24 protein-coding genes and 1 tRNA gene are annotated in these 18,841 nt (G+C 67.0%); 18 read left to right on the forward strand and 7 right to left on the reverse strand.

Going from position 1 to position 18,841, the window contains the following annotated elements:
* Positions 1–120 precede the first annotated feature (120 nt).
* The 8 genes from PV764_RS15215 (at position 121) to PV764_RS15250 (ending at position 3,286) form a co-directional block, all read left to right on the forward strand.
* Entirely contained in the window at positions 121–639 is a 519-nt protein-coding gene (locus PV764_RS15215) for a hypothetical protein (protein WP_421117015.1), read from the forward strand.
* Complete coding sequence (locus PV764_RS15220) at positions 636–920, forward strand: winged helix-turn-helix domain-containing protein (RefSeq protein WP_343313510.1); 285 nt, start codon at positions 636–638, stop codon at positions 918–920. The genes PV764_RS15215 and PV764_RS15220 overlap by 4 nt, the downstream gene beginning before the upstream one ends.
* Positions 917–1,141, forward strand: coding sequence for a hypothetical protein (locus PV764_RS15225; RefSeq protein WP_343313508.1), 225 nt, complete (start codon positions 917–919; stop codon positions 1,139–1,141). Before PV764_RS15220 ends, PV764_RS15225 begins: the two co-directional genes overlap by 4 nt.
* Positions 1,138–1,317 (forward strand): hypothetical protein, encoded by a 180-nt coding sequence (locus PV764_RS15230; protein WP_421117016.1) that lies wholly within the window; start codon positions 1,138–1,140, stop codon positions 1,315–1,317. Before PV764_RS15225 ends, PV764_RS15230 begins: the two co-directional genes overlap by 4 nt.
* Positions 1,314–1,499, forward strand: a complete 186-nt coding sequence (locus PV764_RS15235; protein ID WP_421117018.1) for a hypothetical protein — start codon at positions 1,314–1,316, stop codon at positions 1,497–1,499. The genes PV764_RS15230 and PV764_RS15235 overlap by 4 nt, the downstream gene beginning before the upstream one ends.
* Entirely contained in the window at positions 1,499–1,756 is a 258-nt protein-coding gene (locus PV764_RS15240; RefSeq protein ID WP_421117019.1) for a hypothetical protein, read from the forward strand. The genes PV764_RS15235 and PV764_RS15240 overlap by 1 nt, the downstream gene beginning before the upstream one ends.
* 76 nt (positions 1,757–1,832) lie before the next feature.
* A complete protein-coding gene (locus tag PV764_RS15245) occupies positions 1,833–2,741 on the forward strand; it encodes a recombination-associated protein RdgC (protein ID WP_421117020.1) in 909 nt (302 codons plus the stop codon).
* Positions 2,742–2,743: 2 nt separating this feature from the next.
* Positions 2,744–3,286, forward strand: coding sequence for a hypothetical protein (locus PV764_RS15250; RefSeq protein ID WP_421117021.1), 543 nt, complete (start codon positions 2,744–2,746; stop codon positions 3,284–3,286).
* 113 nt (positions 3,287–3,399) lie between these two features.
* Here the strand turns inward: PV764_RS15250 and PV764_RS15255 are convergent, their stop codons facing one another.
* Positions 3,400–4,134: a hypothetical protein gene (locus PV764_RS15255; RefSeq protein ID WP_421117022.1), complete on the reverse strand. Its 735-nt coding sequence runs from the start codon at positions 4,132–4,134 to the stop codon at positions 3,400–3,402.
* Between the two features lie 65 nt (positions 4,135–4,199).
* Between PV764_RS15255 and PV764_RS15260 the strand changes: the two genes are divergently transcribed.
* From PV764_RS15260 to PV764_RS15280, 5 genes are all read left to right on the forward strand, one after another.
* Positions 4,200–4,778 carry a hypothetical protein gene (locus PV764_RS15260; RefSeq protein WP_421117023.1) on the forward strand — a complete coding sequence of 193 codons (579 nt, stop codon included), beginning with the start codon at positions 4,200–4,202 and terminating at the stop codon, positions 4,776–4,778.
* A 390-nt stretch (positions 4,779–5,168) separates the two neighbouring features.
* A complete protein-coding gene (locus PV764_RS15265; protein ID WP_421117024.1) occupies positions 5,169–5,792 on the forward strand; it encodes a hypothetical protein in 624 nt (207 codons plus the stop codon).
* A 90-nt stretch (positions 5,793–5,882) separates the two neighbouring features.
* The gene (locus PV764_RS15270; protein WP_421117025.1) at positions 5,883–6,206 is read left to right on the forward strand and encodes a hypothetical protein; all 324 of its coding nucleotides are present in this window, start codon (positions 5,883–5,885) and stop codon (positions 6,204–6,206) included.
* Positions 6,207–6,260: 54 nt separating this feature from the next.
* Positions 6,261–6,665: a hypothetical protein gene (locus PV764_RS15275; protein WP_421117026.1), complete on the forward strand. Its 405-nt coding sequence runs from the start codon at positions 6,261–6,263 to the stop codon at positions 6,663–6,665.
* The gene (locus PV764_RS15280) at positions 6,652–6,906 is read left to right on the forward strand and encodes a helix-turn-helix transcriptional regulator (protein ID WP_088433682.1); all 255 of its coding nucleotides are present in this window, start codon (positions 6,652–6,654) and stop codon (positions 6,904–6,906) included. Before PV764_RS15275 ends, PV764_RS15280 begins: the two co-directional genes overlap by 14 nt.
* Positions 6,907–6,983: 77 nt before the next feature.
* Here the strand turns inward: PV764_RS15280 and PV764_RS15285 are convergent.
* The 4 genes from PV764_RS15285 to dtd all read right to left on the reverse strand — a co-directional run bounded on the left by PV764_RS15285 (position 6,984) and on the right by dtd (position 11,181).
* Positions 6,984–7,059, reverse strand: a tRNA-Ile gene (locus tag PV764_RS15285).
* A 56-nt stretch (positions 7,060–7,115) separates the two neighbouring features.
* Positions 7,116–8,516 (reverse strand): type II toxin-antitoxin system HipA family toxin YjjJ, encoded by a 1,401-nt coding sequence (gene yjjJ / locus PV764_RS15290; protein WP_080114840.1) that lies wholly within the window; start codon positions 8,514–8,516, stop codon positions 7,116–7,118.
* A gap of 286 nt (positions 8,517–8,802) precedes the next feature.
* Positions 8,803–10,650 (reverse strand): RNA polymerase sigma factor RpoD, encoded by a 1,848-nt coding sequence (gene rpoD, locus PV764_RS15295; RefSeq protein WP_019183598.1) that lies wholly within the window; start codon positions 10,648–10,650, stop codon positions 8,803–8,805.
* 90 nt (positions 10,651–10,740) lie between these two features.
* Positions 10,741–11,181 carry a D-aminoacyl-tRNA deacylase gene (gene dtd, locus PV764_RS15300; protein WP_019183597.1) on the reverse strand — a complete coding sequence of 147 codons (441 nt, stop codon included), beginning with the start codon at positions 11,179–11,181 and terminating at the stop codon, positions 10,741–10,743.
* An 85-nt stretch (positions 11,182–11,266) separates the two neighbouring features.
* On the opposite strand from dtd, the gene PV764_RS15305 reads away from it, so the two are divergent.
* From PV764_RS15305 to PV764_RS15320, 4 genes are all read left to right on the forward strand, one after another.
* Entirely contained in the window at positions 11,267–12,184 is a 918-nt protein-coding gene (locus PV764_RS15305; protein ID WP_019183596.1) for a lauroyl acyltransferase, read from the forward strand.
* 68 nt (positions 12,185–12,252) lie between these two features.
* Positions 12,253–13,386: a GTP cyclohydrolase II RibA gene (gene ribA, locus PV764_RS15310; protein ID WP_046273116.1), complete on the forward strand. Its 1,134-nt coding sequence runs from the start codon at positions 12,253–12,255 to the stop codon at positions 13,384–13,386.
* Between the two features lie 109 nt (positions 13,387–13,495).
* On the forward strand, positions 13,496–13,996 hold the full coding sequence (locus tag PV764_RS15315; RefSeq protein ID WP_026069838.1) for a PH domain-containing protein: 501 nt from the start codon (positions 13,496–13,498) through the stop codon (positions 13,994–13,996).
* A complete protein-coding gene (locus PV764_RS15320) occupies positions 13,993–15,510 on the forward strand; it encodes a PH domain-containing protein (RefSeq protein WP_421117027.1) in 1,518 nt (505 codons plus the stop codon). Before PV764_RS15315 ends, PV764_RS15320 begins: the two co-directional genes overlap by 4 nt.
* Before the next feature lie 120 nt (positions 15,511–15,630).
* Here PV764_RS15320 and PV764_RS15325 read toward each other — a convergent pair whose 3' ends face one another.
* Positions 15,631–16,689, reverse strand: coding sequence for a CDP-glycerol glycerophosphotransferase family protein (locus PV764_RS15325; protein WP_421117150.1), 1,059 nt, complete (start codon positions 16,687–16,689; stop codon positions 15,631–15,633).
* On the opposite strand from PV764_RS15325, the gene PV764_RS15330 reads away from it, so the two are divergent.
* Positions 16,688–17,506 (forward strand): glycosyltransferase family 2 protein, encoded by an 819-nt coding sequence (locus PV764_RS15330; RefSeq protein ID WP_421117028.1) that lies wholly within the window; start codon positions 16,688–16,690, stop codon positions 17,504–17,506. The genes PV764_RS15325 and PV764_RS15330 overlap by 2 nt on opposite strands.
* Here the strand turns inward: PV764_RS15330 and PV764_RS15335 are convergent.
* A complete protein-coding gene (locus tag PV764_RS15335; RefSeq protein WP_019183590.1) occupies positions 17,491–18,798 on the reverse strand; it encodes an O-antigen ligase family protein in 1,308 nt (435 codons plus the stop codon). The two genes, PV764_RS15330 and PV764_RS15335, sit on opposite strands and share 16 nt — an antisense overlap.
* Positions 18,799–18,841 lie beyond the last annotated feature (43 nt).

Below are 18,841 nucleotides of genomic sequence, written 5' to 3' on the forward strand. Positions count from 1 at the left end.
CTCCGGCTCCATTTGGGGTAGTAGCGTAGAAGTCCGCTGAATAAGCGTGCTTGCATTGAACGTATTAGCATGCTTTTATATCTCCGCAGCCGGCTTCTGCCGCACACGGAGAGAAATACAATGCCTTTGACCAACAGCAACCTGCGATCAGCCCGCCTCGGCCTTGTCGCCCTCGCCTGCTTCATCGTCTTGGGCGTTGCAGCCTGGGCCGTTCCCGGTGACGCGCCGGCAGCGGATGCCACAGAGGACGCCCCCGATACGCTGGTGATCACCAGCCCCCGAATCTGCGCAGCCTTGGCTGTGTACGAGCTGGCCGCCGCCGATGACTGGGCCCTGCGCGCCACGGTGGCCAACACCAGCCTCAACGCTTTCCGCGACGCCAGTCATGTCCCCGACTGCGCGCCCGGGATCGCCAAAGCCCTCACCCAGAACTTCCAGCCAGCACGATGGCAGCTGGCCCTCGACGCGGCCGATGCCGTGCTGAGCGGCTCTTATCAGGTCTCCCCGGCGGCATGCGTCCGGGCGAATGCGGTTTTCCCCCTGCCGATCGCAGATGGCGAAGAGCGGAGCACGTCTACCGTGCTGACCCGGGCGCAATGCGTGATGCACGACCTGGCTTTCATCGAGGTGGCACCGTGATCACCGGCCTTCGCACTGAGCCGCGTGCCGCAATGGTCGGCAGCGCCCGCCTGCCCCTCAGTCCCACCGAGTCCAAGGTACTGCAGCTGATCATCGATGCCGGCGAAGCTCCCATCAGCCGCGCATCGCTGGAACAGAAGTTGTACGGCGCCAACACCCGCAAGTCGAACACGGTGGAAGTGACCATCTGCCGCCTGCGCCAGAAGCTGGGACAGCACGGCTACCGCATCAACGCCACCCGCAACCGCGGCTACACGATCAGCCAAGGCGGTGCCGCATGATCGCCACAGTCACTTACCCGCTCGCCGTGCGCGCGGCTGGGGCAGCGAGGGCCGTAGCCACCGCAGCCACCAGCATGGGTTTCTCTCCCAATCAGGCGGCAGCTGCCGCAGACGTTGCAGCCTTCGCCGTGCTGGACCGCCGAGTCAGCGCGGGCCGCGCCATCGCTGACGTGCGCAAAAGCCTGCGCCGAATGCTGCGCACCCGGGGCGGTGACTCGTGACCGAGAACGACTTCTTTGAGCACATGCGCATCGGCATCCCGCCGCTCGCGCGACCGATAGCGCCGGCAACCCACCGCTGCGAATGCGACCCGACCAACAACCATGTCTGCTACGACTGCGAGGCCGTCGACCACGCGCTGCGCCAGCACGCCAGGAGCGAGGACCACATCGAATGAGAGCGCCTGCCATCAAGCTGCCGGCACCGGCAATGACCCAAGAGCAGCGCGCGGCATTGGATCGCGCCAAGAGGCCGCGCCGGCACCCGTACCGCATCCACCAAGCCAGCGGCCAGGCTCAGCGCGATGCGGCGGAGCGCCTTGAGCGCATCGCGCCAGGCACGCACAGGCTGGTGCGCTGATGGACGGTTTGCATCTGCTGGGCGGCGGCCATGACGCCGTGTTCGCCAGCACCGTTCGGCCGACTGCAGAGCAGCGCCTGGAGCGGTACCGGGCAGCACTGATCGCGCACCCCGACCGCTTCCATGGACTGCGCGTGCAGTTCGGCGAGATGCAACAGCGCGCAATAAAGGCAGGTCACCGCGTCAACTACGCCGGATGGCAGAAGCGCATGCCATCCCTCTGGCCGCGCGGCCGGCGCGACTGCCCGCAGGGCTGACCTGGCGCGGCACTCCATCGAAAGCACCGCTTAAACCGGCCGCCGTGCCATCGATAAGAACTGATTTGGAGATCACATGTTCCTTCGCAATCTGATCCTGTTCCGCTTTCCCAGCGCCACCGACTTCTCCGAAGTTGATGCACTGCTGCCTCAGATGCAGCTGAAGCCGGTCGGACCGCTGGAAATGACCTCACGCGGCTTCATTTCTCCGTTCGGCCGGGAGGAAACCACCGTCCTGTCCCACCGTATCGGCGACTGGCTGTGGCTCACGGTCGGAACTGAGAAGAAGATCCTGCCGGCCGCGGCGGTTAACAACCTGTTAGCGGTAAAGATCGAGGAAATCGAGCAAAACGAGGGGCGCAAGCCCAGCGGACGTGAGCGGAAGCGCATGAAGGACGACCTCCTGCACGAGCTGATGCCGCGCGCCCTTGTCACCTCTGGCCGCACCGACGTGTTCCTGGACCTGAAACGCGGAGTGGTGTTCGTTGATAGCAGCAGCCGTGGGAATGGCGAGAGTGTGATCTCCGATATCCGCACCCTGCTGGGCTCCTTCCCTGCCATGCCACTGAACGCCGAAGTGGCCCCACGATCGGTGCTGACCGGTTGGATCGCTGGTGAGCCCCTGCCGGAAGGCCTGAGCCTTGGCGAAGAAGCCGAACTGCGCGATCCCGTCGAAGGAGGCAGCGTGGCTCGCCTGCAGAAACAGGAGCTACTGAGCGATGAGATCGGCCGTCACCTGGAGGCCGGCAAGCAGGTCACCAAGCTTGCCTTGGTCCTTCAGGACAACCTGTCGTTCGTGCTGGGCGACGACGTGATCGTGCGGAAGCTGAAGTTCTTGGATGGGGCGCTGGACAAGCTGGCGGACACCGACGAGCACGGCCGGCGCGCAGAACTGGACGCGCGCTTTGCTCTGCAGACCGGCGAGTTGGGCCAGCTGTTCGACGTGCTGGCTGCTTCCTTCCGCATCAGCACCGCGGGTGCCTGAGCATGGAGACGCCGACCGTCGCCTCCACCGTCCGCGCCATGCGGCGTGCAGGCGCCGCGGGTGAGCCGGTGTCGGCCGACGTAGTGCAGGCCTGGGCCCAGACCTTCCTGACGCAGCTGTACGGCCCGCAGAAGCCGGTCCGTTACGAATGCAAGAGGGTGTACAGCAACGAACCGTGGCAGGAGGCCGAGCCGGAAGACGTGATGCACGGCCGGCGCCGGAACCTGCAGATCCGCGCGCTCTACCTGCACCCGCCCGCTGGCAAGCACAAGGACCACCGGTGGCCGCCCGGCAGCAACGGCCAAGGCGAATGCCTGGAATGCGGCGAGACCGAGTGGCTCGCCGGCCCCGACTGCAGGCCCTTCGCCCCGCTCCGCGACCGCAGATCCGATCTGCCGTTCCGGATTACCTGGGTAATCGCGCCGCTCGAAAAGCTCCACTACCTCGCAAAGCACCTCAACCCTTTGGACCGCGACAAATGGCGAAAGGAAGCCACCTACCTCATCGACCGCATCAGAGACCACGAGAAGGGAAGCCAGCCATGACGACCCACACGGAAAAAATAGCTCCCGACCCACAGCTGGCAGCTGGCCACGCAGCAGGGGATGGGTGTCACCGTGGACGAGATCGAGCTGGCTGCGCTAAGGACTGCATGAGCCTATACCTGCCTTCGCAGATCCCTAATGCACTCCTGAGTTTCGGAGGAGAGATCGAGCTCGACTGTCCCAACTATCGCGGGATGCTGCACGTAATACCTATGCAAAGCGTTGATGGCCTCATTGATCAGGTCCAAGAGCTCAAGACCAAGCCTTACGCGTGGAGCGGCGATTGCCCGGCGATGTCCGATTGGACAGGACGTAATTTCTTCGATGGTGGTCACCGGCGAGCTGTTGAAGAACTGCCAGGTTGTAAGAACCGTCAGAAGCATGAAGCTATCGGCATCCTCGAATCCTTGCAGGCGATCTGTGCACGATTCCAGAAGGACAAGATCCGAGAACGGCTTTCTATCCACAAAAAATCGATAGGTTTCAACTGGGGAAGCCGCAAAACGGTCGGGTTGCCACTCCAGCAGAGCTGTGATCAGGGGTCCTCTCGCGTAGGAAAGCTCACGCGCGAAGGCATGCGCGAGGCGGATCGCTTGCTGGCGATCCTCGTCCTTCTGCGCACGCCATTCCGCAGCTTGCACCGCAAACGCGGTTTCTCTCGCCTCTTCTGCCGCGCGCAATGCGACTCCGAGCTGGCGGTGTGCGGTGACGAGAGCGGCGACAACCGCTGCAAGCGTGGCGCCTGCAGATGCCCAGCCGGCTGCCTCAGCCGTCCAGAGAGCGGGCACTCCAAGCACCAGGACAACGATCGCCGCACCCACGCCCATCGAAGCAACTGTCCAGCCCAACGGGTACGTCCTTACCACCCTCGCTACGTCCATCTTGCTCTCCCCGACATGGAGCCGATTCTGCCATGAACTACATCCAGCCCAACGACCGCATGTATGCTCTGGAGCGCGCGGTGCACCTAGCAGAGCAGCAGGGGGTGGGTGCGCTCAGCACCAGCGATGGCGCCCGCAGCTACATCGCGCACTTCTTCTCCCGTGAGATGCGCCGACACGACTTCGCGACTTACATCGGCAGTGAACTGGCCGCCGACTTCGCATGCGCGCTTGCCCAGCACCTATCCACCCGCCAGCCCGGAGCGAAGGAGCCTCGCGCGTGGCTGATTCACTGGTCGCATCAGGGCGGCCATCCCGAGGCAACCACCAGTAAATCTCGCGTCGATGCAGTGGGTTCCCTGACCACCCCGCCGCGCATCGAACCGCTCTACGATGCCCCGCCCGCGCAGGGCATCGACCTCCACCGGCTGGTTCCGCCGGAGTGGATCAGCGAACAGATCGGTGGGCAGATGGATGACCTGACGCTTGGACAAGCATGGCGGCAAGGCTTCAACCAGTGCCGCGCCCGCGTGCTGCTGCTGGTTGAGCAGGCGGCGGGCTTCCCGTCCGACCAGCAGCGCGATGCAGCGCCGGGGGTGGGCAATGGCTAATGCCACCCTGCCTGCGGCGCAATCCCTAGCCCCGAGGCAGCGCGCCAATGTGGATTTCAGCAGCGGCAAGGCCGAGCTGGAGTGCATCACCCCTGCTCGAGATTCGGCCAGCCTTCTTGGAGGGGACCGGCTGACCATCGACCGTGACGCTGTAGTCGAAGGCCCCCACACCATCCTCCGTAACGAGCACGACGAAGGTGTGCCCGGAGAGAGTTCCGCGGAGGATCCGGCGCGAGGGGGTCGGTGTCATCGAGACGATTTGCTGAATTGGCGGCCGCACTTTACGCCGTCGCCCCGGTCCTTGGAAGAGCAGCTGTCCAACCGTCCCACCACCCTGGCCACCGTCAAGCCGCCGCGTAACCGGCGCACCAGGCTGCGGGAGGACGTGTAATGCGCGAGCGCCCCATCCTGTTCAACGGCGCGATGGTGCGCGCCATTCTGGCCGGCCAGAAGACGCAGACCCGCCGCGTGGTGAAGGGCCACGCGCTGGACTGGCTGGGCAAGGCTCAATTCACGCCCGAGTACGTTGCCAGCCCGGGCAATGACCTGTGCCCCTTCGGCCAGCCCGGCGACCGGCTGTGGGTGCGGGAGACGCACGCGATCTTCCAAACGCACGGTCAGCACCGCGCGGACGGCGTGCGCTGGGGTCCTTGGGGCGGACTGCCCACGACCCTGTCGCCGATGGGCGGCGAGATCGCTTACTACCGCGAGGGATTCGATCGATGCGATCCGGACCGCTGGCGTCCCAGCATCCACATGCCCCGCTGGGCCTGCCGCCTGGTGCTGGAGATCACAGCCGTCCGCGTGGAGCGGCTGCAGGTAATCACCGAGGCGGACGCCGTGGCAGAAGGCCTCTCCCAGTCGGAGAGCGGCAGCTGGCTGCCCGGACCGTGCGACCACCCCGAGTGGGCCTTCCACCAGCTGTGGGCGCAGGTCTACGGCGAGCCGGCGTGGGAGGCAAACCCCTGGGTGTGGGTCATCGAGTTCAAGCGCGTGGAGGTGGCCGGTGGCTGATCCCATCACCCAGGCCAAGCACACAGCGCGCGTGCTGATCGGCGAGGCGCGCGCCCGGCGACAGCCGAGCCTTGCACTTGGAGACGTCCCATGAGCCCGGGACCCAAAGCCGCATCCGTACGCGCCGCTCTGCGCGGCGCCGCCCCCGCGCACGTCACAGTGCGCGACATGATCCGCCGGTACTGCCGCGAGCACGGGAAGCAGTTGGCCTGCCTCGCCCCCGCATGGGACTGCAAGGTGCTCAGCGTTTGGCGCGTCTTCGGCCGCAGCCGCCCTCTGCTTCCGCGCCAGGTGGAGGGAGTGATCACCCTGTTGCAGCTGGACGAGTTCGACGCCAACGATCTGCGCCTGCGCGCCGCGCGCGAGGCGGGCTGGAACATCGACCCGTCGATGCTGCTGCCGGGCGATACCTGAGCAATCGCCGCAGCACGGCCGGATCCACGAAATGCACCCGAAGGAGCAATAGCCTTGAACATCGAGCACATCACCACAGACAACCGATCACCGCTGGCCCACCAGCACCGCACTGCGATCGCGGTTGCAGCTGCACTTGAAACCGCGCTGACAAGTTCGGAGCACTCCGCCGGTGGCGGCTGGTCGCTGACATTCACGTTCGTCGGAGAACCGCAGCTGCAGGCCGCCCGCGATGCCTGGCGCGCTTACGCCGTCGCCACGATTGACACGCCGGCTCCGCTGGCGGCAACAGCGAGCCAGAGGCTGACTGCCCAGATCGGTCTGGCCCTCTTCAACGATCCAACCCTGGACCTGATGCAGATCGCAAACCAATTGGCGCGCGCACGTGCCGGATCCCATGTCGCGCTACTGCCGGAATTCGCATCTGAAGCAATGGAGGCTCGTCATGGGCGCAGCTGAGAACATTCCCGAGATCCTGCTGAAGCTCGAGCAGGTTGAAGCCCAAACCGGGATGAAGAAGAGCTACATCTATCGCGAGATGGAAAAAGGCACGTTCCCACCCAGGCACAAAGTCGGCGGCGGAACGCGCTGGTATCAGAGCGATGTTCAGCGGTGGATTCACGCTCGCCGGCGTGCCCCAATGTGGACCCCGGAGAACGCGGTCCAGGTGGCGGCCAACTGTGATGGCAGCGGATCCTAAACGGTCACCGAGCGGTCACCGGACGGCGCTGGCTTGACGCCGAGGGCACTGCGGTTGATCCTAAGTGCCTGATTCGATGGTGGGCCCAGAAGGATTCGAACCTTCAACCAAAGGATTATGAGTCCTCTGCTCTAACCGTTGAGCTATAGGCCCTTGCGGCCGCACAGTGTAGTGGAGGCCAGTAGGCGCTTTCCACTGCACCCCTCACATCAACCGAAACGCTGGCCCATCTCCTGGACCCGATGCGCATTTTCCACCGCCAGCTCACGCAGCACGCTCGAGCGCAGCAGCGCCGAACCCGCCACACGCTGCCAGTAGTCCACCGCCAGCGGCGCCGCCCAGTGCAGGTGCGCGAGCTCGCCGCTGCGCTCCGGCGCGATGGAGCCGAGTGGCGTAGCGGCACGCAGAACCCCCGTGCGCGAGGGGGCCAGTGACATCGGCAACATGTCATACGCGGGGGCCAACGGCAGCGGGCCGCGATCGACCAGATGGAAACCCAGATTGCCCTGATGCATGTCGCTGTTGCCGATCAGCCGGCCGAACGCGTGCAGCCTTCCCATCGCGGCCTGCGCGTCGCGATCGACCCAGCGCTGCGTCACCAGCGCGTCGGCAGCCATCCCCCAGTCCACGGTCACGTCACCGACGAAGGCCGAGGACAGCGCCAGCAGCGAGACGAAGCCACGCCGGCCGAGCACGTCGACGGTGCGGTCGAAGCGCTGCACCTCCAGGAACGTATGCGTGTCGGTCTGGAGGATCTCGGACGCCGCTGCGGGCACGCCCGCGTCGCGCAGGCACTGCAGGGCCAGGTGCTCGCAGACCAGCAGGTCCGCCCAGCGTTCGGCGGCCTCGCCTGCGGTGGGCTGCGCGAACTTCACCAGCGCCGCATAGCGCCCTCCCTCATGCTCCACCGTGGCGGTGAACTTCGGTTGCTCGCCACCGGGCGACGATCCGACGTCTTCGCCTTCCAGTGCCGCTGCGGCGCGCTCGGGATAACGACGTGCGCGCTGCCCGGCCAGGACGTGATCGCCAGGCGCATCGAGCGCGCGCAACGCCATCTGCACGGCATCGCCGCCGAGCAGGAGGTCACCGATCCCGGTGCCGCCTGCACGTACCAGCGCCTGCAGGGTGTCACCCACTTGCCAGCGATTGAGGTCGTCGGGGATGCCCAGGTCACGCCCGCGACGATGCGCGAACGTGCGCCCGAGGAAGCCCTGTGGGCGCAGGTCATCCAGATACCACGGCAGCCCCGGGAAGTGGCCGTCGACGGTCTCGTCGGGCGAACGGGTCAGATTGGGGCGTGCGGCGGTGGTCGCCACGTGGAAGGTCTCGCCCGTGAGTGCCACGACCGAGCCCAGTTCTTCAAGGGTGGCGTCCGGGCGCAGACGGAACAGCGGCCACTCGCTGCCCGCGGCGGTCTGCTGGCGGACCGCATAGGCCGTGGCGCGGGTGCGGCCAAGTCGCACCACGCGGTCCCCGGCCTCGGCGACAAGACGACTCAACGTTGTCCGGGTCACCCCCAGGCGATCGACGAGATCGGCAGCTGATACGACCCCGCCGGCAGGCAGGTTGTCGAACAGCGTCTGGAGCTGGACGGTACGGGGACGGGCCATGGCCTGAGTTTGGGGACGAATTAAGTTACGAACCTATACGCCTATTTTCAGCGGCTCGCAACCACACTCCTTCCATAAGCCGTTGATTAAAATCAAATCATCCAGCCATAGAAACGAAGAAGGCAACAATTACGTTACGAAATTAGCGACGAAATTAAAGAGGCAATTCAGCGCTCCCCCCTTCCTCTCGAGCACCCGCTCCATCCGCTGCGCCGCCACCCGCCCCAAAAAACAAACCCCGCTTGCGCGGGGTCTGTCGGGTTTCAACGCGGTGCGCTGGAATCGATCAATCGATATCCAGGAAGCTGCGCAGCTGCTCGGAGCGGCTCGGGTGACGCAGCTTGCGCAGCGCCTTGGCTTCGATCTGGCGGATGCGCTCGCGGGTGACGTCGAACTGCTTGCCGACTTCCTCGAGGGTGTGGTCGGTGTTCATGTCGATGCCGAAGCGCATGCGCAGCACCTTGGCTTCCCTCGGGGTGAGGCCGGCCAGCACGTCGCGCACGGTTTCAGACAAGTTGATGTTGGTGGTGTTCTCGATCGGGGACTCCACGTTGGTGTCCTCGATGAAGTCGCCCAGATGGGAATCCTCGTCGTCGCCGATCGGGGTTTCCATCGAGATCGGCTCCTTGGCGATCTTCATCACCTTGCGGATCTTGTCTTCCGGCATGTCCATTTCCTTGGCCAGCTCCTCCGGCGTGGCCTCGCGGCCATACTGCTGGAGCATCTGACGGGAAATGCGGTTCAACTTGTTGATCGTTTCGATCATGTGCACCGGGATACGGATGGTGCGCGCCTGATCGGCGATCGAACGGGTGATGGCCTGGCGGATCCACCAGGTCGCATACGTGGAGAACTTGTAACCACGGCGGTATTCGAACTTGTCCACGGCCTTCATCAGGCCGATGTTGCCTTCCTGGATGAGGTCGAGGAACTGCAGGCCGCGGTTGGTGTACTTCTTGGCGATCGAGATGACCAGGCGCAGGTTCGCTTCGACCATTTCCTTCTTGGCCTTGCGTGCACGCGCTTCACCGTAGGCCATGGCGCGGCTGATTTCCTTCAGCTCGTCCAGTTCCAGCCAGGTGGTCTTCTCGATGTCGATCGTCGCCTGCTGTTCGGCAATGATCTGGTCCTTCACGTCACGCAGGGCCGAGGACCACTTCTGCTTGCGCTTCAGTGCGTCTTCCACCCACTCCAGGTTGGTCTGGTTGCCTTCCCACGAGCGGATGAAGTCCTTGCGCGGCATGCGCGCGGTCACGGTCGCCAGGTTCAGCACGCGGCGTTCGTGGGACTTGATCGAGGCCATGACGTCGCGCAGCTGCTTGACCAGCACATCGGTCAGCGGCAACGGCAGCTTCAGGGTCACGAACACGGCGGCCATGTCGTCGCGCAGCTTGGCCAGCGGCTTGCGGTCACCCTTGGCCGCGGCCTTCTTGAACGCGGTGTACGCATCGCTCAGGGCCTGCATGCGGCGTGCGACTTCTTCCGGATCCGGACCGGTCGGGCCGGCCTCTTCCTCGACGTCGTCGCCGTCGTCGTCTTCATCGGCGTCTTCGTCAGCCTCATCGCTGGTGTCTTCGGCCACGGCCGGGGCCGGGACTTCTTCGACCAGGTCGTTGAAGCCGACGATCACTTCGGCCAGGCGCTTCTTGCCTTCCTTGTGCGCGTCGTAGTCGGCCAGCAGCGATTCCACCGATACCGGGAAGGTACCGAGTGCGGCCTGGACCTGGCCCAGGCCTTCTTCGATGCGCTTGGCGATGGCGATTTCGCCTTCGCGGGTCAGCAGCTCGACGGTACCCATTTCGCGCATGTACATGCGCACCGGGTCGGTGGTGCGGCCACCTTCGGTGTCGAGCGCGCTCAGCGCGGCGGCGGCTTCTTCGGCCGCGGTGTCATCGACTTCGCGGTTGCCGGTGTTGCCATCGTTGAGCAACAGGGTTTCTGCATCGGGAGCAACTTCATGGACATCAATGCCCATGCCGTTGATCATGCCGATGATATCTTCGATCTGCTCCGGGTCGACGATGTCGTCGGGCAGATGGTCATTGACTTCGGCGTAGGTCAGGTAGCCCTGTTCCAGGCCCTTGCTGATCAGAAGCTTGATGTCGTTTTGCTGGGCAGGACGTTCGTTGGCCATGTAGTGCTCGCGCCACCGGCTGGGAGAGGGAATAGAACCTAGCATTATACCAGCCCGGCGCCCCGCGTTCCCGGGCGGTGGTCCCGGGGGCTAGGGTCTGAGCAGGAAGGTCACGGGACCATCGTTGACCAGGCTGACAACCATATGGGCACCAAACTGGCCGGTTTCCACCCCCGGGGCATGTTTTTGTCTGCAGATATCGACCAGTCGATTGAATCCGCGTTCAGCCTCCGCCGGCGGCGCGGCGGTACTGAAGCCCGGCCGCATCCCGCTGGATGTATCGGCCGCCAGGGTGAATTGGCTGACCAGCAGCAATCCGCCGCCGGTGTCGCGCAGGGACCGGTTCATTTTTCCGGTCTCATCGCCAAAGACACGGTAACCAAGCAGGCGATCGGCCATCCGGGTGATCTGGGCCTCGGTGTCGCCCGGCTCCATGCCCACCAGGGCCAGCAGGCCGGACCCGATCTGGCCCACGACGGCCTGCTCGACATGGACGCTGGCTTGGCTCACGCGCTGGATCAGGACAAGCATCGGCAGGGCTCCGCAACTGAAGGCGGCCTACCTTAACGCGCCCGCGCGCCGACAGGCTGGCCGCCAGCGGCTAGACTTCGCAGCGATGAAACCGCACACCACTGCCCGCCTGGCGTACCGCGCCGCTGCCCTGTTCACCCGCCTGCCCTGGTCCTGGCTGCGTGCCGTCGCGACGCTGCTGGCCTGGCTGTGGATCCGTCTCAACGCCCGTGAGAGCCGCGTCACCCGTCGCAACCTTGAGTTGGCCTACCCCGAACTCAGCGATACCGAACGCGCGGCGCTGCACCGGAACGTGCTGCGCTCCACCGCGCTGCAGGCGATCGAAACCCTTCGCCTGTGGACCCAGCCGCGCGAGCGCAACCTGGCCCGGCTCACCGAGCGCCACGGTGAGGCGCTGTACGACGCCGCCCTGGCTGCCGGCAACGGCGTGATCGTGGCCGCCCCGCACTACGGCAACTGGGAGCTGCTCAACCAGTGGCTGGCCTCGCGCGGCCCGATCGCGATCGTCTACAAGGCCCCGGATGAAGCGGTGGGCGATGCCTTCCTGCAGCTGGTCCGTGGCGGCGACAACGTCCAGCAGGTCCGGGCCGAGGGCCCGGCCGTGCGCCAGCTGTTCAAGGTGCTCAAGGACGGCGGCGCCACCGGCATCCTGCCCGACCAGCAGCCCAAGGCCGGCGACGGGGTGTTCGCGCCGTTCTTCGGGGTGGAAGCGCTGACCATGACTCTGGTCAACCGGCTGGCCGAGCGCACCGGCGCGACCGTGCTGTACGGCTGGTGCGAGCGGATCGGCCCGGACATGGAATTCGCGCTGCACATCGAGGCCGCCCCGCCGGCCGTGGCCGATCCCGACCCGCGTACCGCCGCCAGCGCCCTCAATGCCGGGATCGAACGCATCGCCCGGCGCGATCCGGCGCAGTATCAGTGGACCTACAAGCGCTATACGCTGCGTCCACCGCAGAGCGGCGAGGACGATCCCTACGCCACCGAGGACCATCCGCACTGACTGCGACGCAGCGTCGCGCCCTTGGCGCGATTGAATCGCCGCGATCCGTCCCCACTGTGGAAACCACGATGTCCCCCACGGCCCCTGCCATGTCTTCTGCTTCTTCCCTGTTCGGCGATCCGGCCGCGATCCGCTGCGAGCGCGCGGTGGCCGAACTGCGCGCCGGTCGCCCGGTGGTGATCGACGATGGCCACGGCCAGCGCCTGGCCTTCATCGCGCTGGACAGCAGCACCCGCACCAGCTTCACCGCCTTCGCCGCCGCCGCGGAAGATCGCCACTACCTGTTCCTCACCTCCACCCGCGCCCGCGTGCTCGGCGTCAGTGCCGAACGTGGCGCGCGCGTGCCGCTGGCCGGCATCGACTTCGATGCACTGCCGTCGCTCAGCTACCTGCGCGATCCCGGCGCGATGCCGCCCGGCTGGACCGGCGGTGAAGCGCTGGACGATGGCGCGGTGGAGATTGCCCGCCTCGGCCTGCTGCTGCCGGCGATGGTCGGGGTGCTGTTGAACTCCGATGACCGCCGCTTCGACGGCTGCGCCCAGGTCTCGCTGTGCGACCTGAGCCAGGGCGCCGAGCAGGCCGCGCACGCGTATGAGCTGGTGGCCCGCTCGCCGGTCCCGCTGCGCGAGGTCGGCATGACCGAATTTGCGGTGTTCCGCGGTGGCGTGGCCCAGCGCGACCAGGTCGCGATCATCGTCGGCACGCCGGACCTGTCCGCCGTGGTGCCGGTGCGCGTGCACTCCTCCTGCCTGACCGGTGACCTGTTCGGCTCACTCAAGTGCGACTGTGGCGACCAGCTGCGGCGTGGCCTGCGCAAGCTCAAGGAGCTTGGTGGCGGCGTACTGTTGTACCTGGACCAGGAAGGTCGTGGCACCGGCATCGCCGCGAAGATGCGCGCCTACGGTTACCAGCACGATGGGCTGGATACGATCGACGCCGATGCGCAGCTTGGTTTTGGTGCCGACGAGCGCCGGTACGGCAGTGCCGTGGCGATGCTGCAGGGCCTGGGCGTGACCCGCGTGCAACTGCTCAGCAACAACCCCACCAAGGCCCAGCGCCTGCGCAATGCCGGCATCGACGTGGTCGATTGCGTGCCGGTCACCGGCGACATCACCGCCGAGAACGAACAGTACCTGCGCACCAAGGCCGAACGCGCCGGCCACCTGCTCGATGTGGATGCGCTGATCCAGGCCGCGCAATAGCCCACGGCAACCTGCTACCGTCTGCGCCACGGGCGGTTGCACCTGCACGCATGCGCCCGGTCCGTTTCCAGCCGAGCGCCCTGCCTTGTCCGATCTCCTCGACCCTCCCGTGCCGCCGCCCCTGCCGCCGTCGCCCGCCGCGCCGGACTGGCAACCGCTGCCGCTGCGTTCGGCCTCGCTGGCCGCCTTCGGTGGCGCGATCGCCGGCGCGCTGCTGATCGGCGGTGCGTTCGGTGCGCTGTGGGTGGTGTTCGATCTGCCGGGGCGCTGGTGGGGCGCGGCCGGCGTGGTGCTGCTGGGCGCACTGATCGGTGCCGCGCTCGCCTTCCGCCGCCAGCGCCGCACCTATTGGCGGCTTGATGCCCAGGGGCTCGGGCTGCGCCGTGACCTGCTCTGGCAGAACGAAACCCGCGTACCGACCTCGCGCGTGCAGCACCTGGATCTGCGCCGTGGCCCGATCGAACGCAGCGCCGGGTTGAGCACGCTGGTCGTGCATACCGCCGGCAGCCGCTTCAGCGCGGTCACCCTCAGTGGCCTGGACAGCGCCGATGCCGAGCGCCTGCGCGATACCCTGGCGCACCAGCTGGACCAGGACGACGACGCCCTGTGAGTATTCCGCCGCCGCTTGATGCCGCGCCGGAGCAGCGGCTGCATCCCTGGTCGTGGCTGTTCGTGCTGCTGATGCAGCTGCGCCAGGGCCTGGTGCCGTTGATCGCACTGGTGGTGTTCGGCCAGCGCGGCGACCGCGATGAGTTCTGGTTGTCGATCGGCCCGGTGATCGCCGTGGTGGTGCTGGTGGCGTACTCGGTGCTGCAGTACCTCACCTACCGCTACCGGATCGGGGCGACGGCAATCACGGTGCGCAGTGGCGTGTTCGCGCGCAATCGCCGCGAGATTCCCTTCGCCCGCATCCACAACGTGGTGGTCCACCAGAACCCGTTGCACCGCCTGTTCGGGGTGGCCGAGCTGAAGCTGGAATCGGCCGGCGGCAACCGACCCGAGGCAGAAATGCGGGTGCTCAAGCTGGACCAGGCGCTCGCACTGGAGCGGCTGGTCCGCCAGCGTGGCCAGGCAGCGCCGGCTGCGGCCGAGGGCGAGGCGGCGCTTGCCGAGCCTGCCGAGGACGTGCTGCTGGCGCTGAGCCCCGGCGAGGTCATCCGCATCGGGCTGTTGTCCAACCGCGGCTGGGTCGTGGTGGTGGCAGTGCTGGGTGCGATGCTGCAATTGTTCCCGCGTGGCAGCGTGTCCGATGTGATCGAAGCAGGCGGGCGCCAGGCCTTCGGCTATGCCAGCCACCTGCACCCTGGCATGTGGCTCTGGGCGATTGCCGCAGTGCTGGCCGTGGCCGGCTTCTGGGTGCTGCTGCGGGTGCTCTCGGTGGTGCTCGCGCTGCTGCGCTATTACGGTTTCCGGCTCAGTGAGCACGAGCGTCGCCTGACCGTGGCCAGCGGACTGTTGACGCGCATGCGCACCAGCGTGGCGCGGCGCCGGATCCAGGCCTGGACGCTGCGCGAGACGGCCCTCCAGCGCTGGTTCCAGCGCCGCCAACTGCGCATCGATATCGCGGCCGGCAACCCCGGCGAAGGCGAGCGGCGTGACCTGCGCGAACTCGCGCCGCTGGCGACGCCCGCCGTGTGCGATGGGCTGGTCCAGCATCTGCTGCCGCACCTGCAGTGGCCGCCGGCGCGCTGGCAGCCGGTTCAGAGGCGCGGCTGGTGGCGGCTGTGCCTGGGTGCGCTGTGCGTGGTTCCGCTGCTGAGCGCGGGCGCGATCTGGTACGGCGGTCCGTGGGGCGCGGTGTTGCTGCTGTGGTTGCCGTGGTCGGCATTCCGCGCGCACCGGCAGATGGCCCGCATCGGCTATCACCTGGATGACGACTACGTGGCCGTGCGTGGCGGCTGGTGGCAGCGCTGGTGGCGCTTTGCAGAGCTGGACAAGCTGCAGGCGCTGCGCCTGACCCGCTCGCCGCTGGACCGCCGGCTGGGCACGGCCAGCGTGTGGCTGGATACCGCCGGCGCGGGCATGGGCACGCCGCTGGTGCTGCAATACCTGCCGGAGGCCGAAGCACGCGCGGTGTATGAGCAGCTGGGCCGGGCGTTGGCCAAGCGCCGCCTGCGCTGGTAGCCGAGCCTCCACGCACGGCGTGGACCGACCGGATGAACACCGTCCACGCAGAAGGTGCATCCCGGTGCTGTCGGCTGCTCGCCGGCTCGCCCTAACCCGACCGGCATCGCCAAGGATGCTTCAGCGCTTGGCCGGTCCCCAATACCCGAGATCCTTGCGGATCTGCAGGCCGCGAGTCCACGCGCCGAACGGTTTGCGCTTGAGCGTGCCGAGTTCGCCGGACAGCAAATCCTCGGTCGCGGCGATCACCCGCTCGGAGGAATAGCCATCGCGGAACGGGTGGATGGCATCGGCGTAGCGCCGGATCTCGGCCATCAACGCCGGCGCCGGATCCAACGCCTGGGCCAGCATCGCGGGCAGCTGCGTGGCGTCGTCGAAATCGATCATGTGCGGCTGCGGCACCCGGTTGCGGAAGGTGACCACGGGTTTGTGCTGCACGATGAACTCGGACACGATCGAGGAGGTGTCCGAGACCAGCACATCGGCGGCGCGCTGCGCGGCCATCACCTGTTCGGGCTCGATGAAGCGCGCATGCGGGCCAGCCAGCGCGCGGTAGCGATCGAACAGCTCCGGCGCGCACTTGGGGTGCAGGGTCAGCAGCCAGTAGTGATCGCCGCGGGCGATGTCGGCCGCGATCTGGTCGTACAGGTGTGGCGCCGCGCTCAAGCGCTCGGTGAAGGTCGAACCGAACAGGATCACCGGGCGGCCCTGGGCCGGCACGCGCAATCCCGCGCTCAGGCCGCCGTCATCGCGGAACAGCGGGTCGAGCTTGGGCCAGCCGGTCTCGGCCACGGCGAAGTGGCCCTCGCGCGCGGCCAGCTCGCGGAACGGGGCGGTCGTGGCCGGGCCCTGGGTGCAGTACAGATCGAACAGTCCCCGCACCCGGAAGTGGCCACGGGCGCTGTCGCGCTTCTGCACGTTGAAACCGTGGAACACCTGCACCTTGGCCCCGGCGATGAACGGCGGCACCCAGTTGGCGGCACTGAACACCGCACGTGGGCGCAGCGCCAGCGCCTCTTTCAGGCCGACGTTGGGCACGCCGGGCAGCGATGCGCCGGCGGCGCCATCGGCGAACCAGGCCGACACCGATTGACCGGATGCGTGCAACGCCTGCGCCAGAGGGGCGAGAATGGGCAGCGCATAACGCTCCGTCGCAAACAGCAGGTACTCGGCCATCATGTCCTCCTCGACCGCTCCCACTGAACGGCCTCGCATTTCGGCCTGCATTATCGCGTTCAATGAAGCCGACCGCATCGGCGACTGTCTGGCCTCATTGGCCTTCTGCGACGAGATCGTCGTGGTGGACTCGCAATCGACCGACGCCACGGTGGCGATCGCGACGGCGGCCGGGGCGCGGGTGCTGCAGCGCCGGTTCGATGGGTTCCGCAGCCAGAAGGCGTTCTGCGTCGAGCAGGCCACCCACGACTGGGTGCTGTGCCTGGATGCCGACGAGCGCATCAGCGACGCCCTGCGCGAGGCGATCCTGAGCGCGCAGGCCACCGGCTTCACCGGCCACCACGGCTACCGTTTCGCGCGGTTGTCCGCGTATTTCGGCAAGTTCCTGAAGCATGGCAATGCCTACCCGGACCGGGTCCTGCGCCTGTTCGACCGCCGCCATGGCGGCTGGCGCGGCAAGCGCGAGATCCATGAGGCGGCCAGCGTGGATGGCGCAGTGGGCACCCTGCGTGGTGATCTGATCCATTACCCCTACCGCTCGCTGGAGCAGCAACTGCTCAAGACCCAGCGCTACGCGCGGATGATGGCCGAGCACGAGTTCGCGCGGGGCAAACGCGCCACGCTGCCCAAGCTGATCCTGGCGCCGGCCTGGCGGTTCTGGCGCGGGCTGCTGCTGCGCGGCGGCTTCCGCGATGGCTGGCACGGGCTGGCCTACGCCTATGTGCGCGCCAACTACGTGCGCCAGAAGACCATCATGCTGTGGATGCTGCAGAACGGGCAGCCGGTCACCGACCCGCCGCGGAATCAGCCCGACGCCTGAGCCTGAGCCTGGGCCCGCGCCAACGCCAGGCGCCGGGTATGGCCCTGGACGATCGACAACCCGGCCAGCAGGCCGACGATGGTGACGTAGAAGCTGGCGGTGATCTGGTGCGCGAACATCGACTGGGTAATCCCGCACAGCACATAGGTCACCACCACCATGATCCCGGCGGCGGCCGGGCCACGGAAGGTCTGCTCGCCGCTGCGCCGGTGCAGACCGGTGAACACCCACAGCGGCACGCCATAGATCGCCAGCAGCAACAGCAGGCCCGGGGCGCCCTGGGTCGCGGCCCATTCGGCCAGATCGTTGTGCGCATGGCCCAGGTGGCAGCGCTGCTCGCTCGGATCATCCCGGCACACCGGCAGGCGCTGCATGGCGCTGTCGAAATGGCCGATGCCCACCCCCGTCAGGGGATGGTCGAGGAAGGTTTCATAGGCCACCTGCAGCCGCTCCACACGCGCACCGGCGGAGGAGTCGCTGTCACCGCGCTCCATCCGCACCACGTCGTGCTTGAGCTCGGTCAGGCGGACCTGCTCGCGCAGGCTCGGGATGGTCAGGGTCAAGGTGCCGGCGATCGCCACCAGTGCCAGCAGCACGCCCAGGCGCGCACGCCCGGTGCGCCAGCGCAGGCTCATCGCCATCACCACCAGCAGCGCCAGCAGCGCCAGCCAGACCCCGCGGCTGCCGCTGAGCACGATGGTCACGCAGCCGGCGACCATGCCCACGATCACCCAGGTCCAGCGCTGGTGTGGCCGGCAGAAGACCAGCAGCACCATCAGCACCAGCACGATGTCGGCCAGCACGATCGCATTGGTGCTCAGGTCGGCACGCGGCGCGCCCCCGGCCACCTGCAGGATCGACAGCACCATCGTGCCGAGCAGGCCGGCCAGGGCGCCTGCCCACAGCCAGCGGATATCCGGCCGCAAGGCACACACCCACAAGGCGATCCACGGGATCACGACGAACCGCGACCGGTTGTCGATATCGCGCAGCCCCTGCTCGAACAGATGGATCGAGAGCAGCGCGAAGGCGATTGCGGCCACCACCAGCCAGGCCAGCACTTTCACCGGCCGCCCGGCCAGGCCACGTGCGCGCCACAGGTGGTCCGGCGCCAGCAGCGTGCTCAGCAGCAGAAGGATGCCGTAGGGCAGCAGATTCTGCGGCAGGGTCAGCACCAGGGCGGGCATGCAGAACAGGCCCACGGTGGCGATCCAGTGCGCCACGCCGGCACGCCCCTGCAGCGGCGGCAGGGAAACAGGCGTGGCCGGCTCGGATCCACGGGAAAACGTCATTGCCAACCTCGATCGCCACACGCAGGCACGCAGGCCCGTGATT

The organism is Stenotrophomonas sp. AS1 (assembly GCF_048957655.1).
Classification (GTDB): Bacteria; Pseudomonadota; Gammaproteobacteria; order Xanthomonadales; family Xanthomonadaceae; genus Stenotrophomonas; species Stenotrophomonas bentonitica_A.

What these genes read in the sequence shown, in the direction of transcription:
- PV764_RS15215 (WP_421117015.1), top strand. Translation starts at nt 121, where the DNA reads ATGCCTTTGACCAACAGCAACCTGCGATCAGCCCGCCTCGGCCTTGTC.
- PV764_RS15225 (WP_343313508.1), top strand. Translation starts at nt 917, where the DNA reads ATGATCGCCACAGTCACTTACCCGCTCGCCGTGCGCGCGGCTGGGGCA.
- PV764_RS15235 (WP_421117018.1), top strand. Translation starts at nt 1,314, where the DNA reads ATGAGAGCGCCTGCCATCAAGCTGCCGGCACCGGCAATGACCCAAGAG.
- PV764_RS15240 (WP_421117019.1), top strand. Translation starts at nt 1,499, where the DNA reads ATGGACGGTTTGCATCTGCTGGGCGGCGGCCATGACGCCGTGTTCGCC.
- PV764_RS15245 (WP_421117020.1), top strand. Translation starts at nt 1,833, where the DNA reads ATGTTCCTTCGCAATCTGATCCTGTTCCGCTTTCCCAGCGCCACCGAC.
- PV764_RS15250 (WP_421117021.1), top strand. Translation starts at nt 2,744, where the DNA reads ATGGAGACGCCGACCGTCGCCTCCACCGTCCGCGCCATGCGGCGTGCA.
- PV764_RS15260 (WP_421117023.1), top strand. Translation starts at nt 4,200, where the DNA reads ATGAACTACATCCAGCCCAACGACCGCATGTATGCTCTGGAGCGCGCG.
- PV764_RS15265 (WP_421117024.1), top strand. Translation starts at nt 5,169, where the DNA reads ATGCGCGAGCGCCCCATCCTGTTCAACGGCGCGATGGTGCGCGCCATT.
- PV764_RS15270 (WP_421117025.1), top strand. Translation starts at nt 5,883, where the DNA reads ATGAGCCCGGGACCCAAAGCCGCATCCGTACGCGCCGCTCTGCGCGGC.
- PV764_RS15280 (WP_088433682.1), top strand. Translation starts at nt 6,652, where the DNA reads ATGGGCGCAGCTGAGAACATTCCCGAGATCCTGCTGAAGCTCGAGCAG.
- yjjJ (WP_080114840.1), bottom strand. Translation starts at nt 8,516, where the DNA reads ATGGCCCGTCCCCGTACCGTCCAGCTCCAGACGCTGTTCGACAACCTG.
- rpoD (WP_019183598.1), bottom strand. Translation starts at nt 10,650, where the DNA reads ATGGCCAACGAACGTCCTGCCCAGCAAAACGACATCAAGCTTCTGATC.
- dtd (WP_019183597.1), bottom strand. Translation starts at nt 11,181, where the DNA reads ATGCTTGTCCTGATCCAGCGCGTGAGCCAAGCCAGCGTCCATGTCGAG.
- PV764_RS15305 (WP_019183596.1), top strand. Translation starts at nt 11,267, where the DNA reads ATGAAACCGCACACCACTGCCCGCCTGGCGTACCGCGCCGCTGCCCTG.
- ribA (WP_046273116.1), top strand. Translation starts at nt 12,253, where the DNA reads ATGTCCCCCACGGCCCCTGCCATGTCTTCTGCTTCTTCCCTGTTCGGC.
- PV764_RS15330 (WP_421117028.1), top strand. Translation starts at nt 16,688, where the DNA reads ATGTCCTCCTCGACCGCTCCCACTGAACGGCCTCGCATTTCGGCCTGC.
- PV764_RS15325 (WP_421117150.1), bottom strand. Translation starts at nt 16,689, where the DNA reads ATGATGGCCGAGTACCTGCTGTTTGCGACGGAGCGTTATGCGCTGCCC.
- PV764_RS15335 (WP_019183590.1), bottom strand. Translation starts at nt 18,798, where the DNA reads ATGACGTTTTCCCGTGGATCCGAGCCGGCCACGCCTGTTTCCCTGCCG.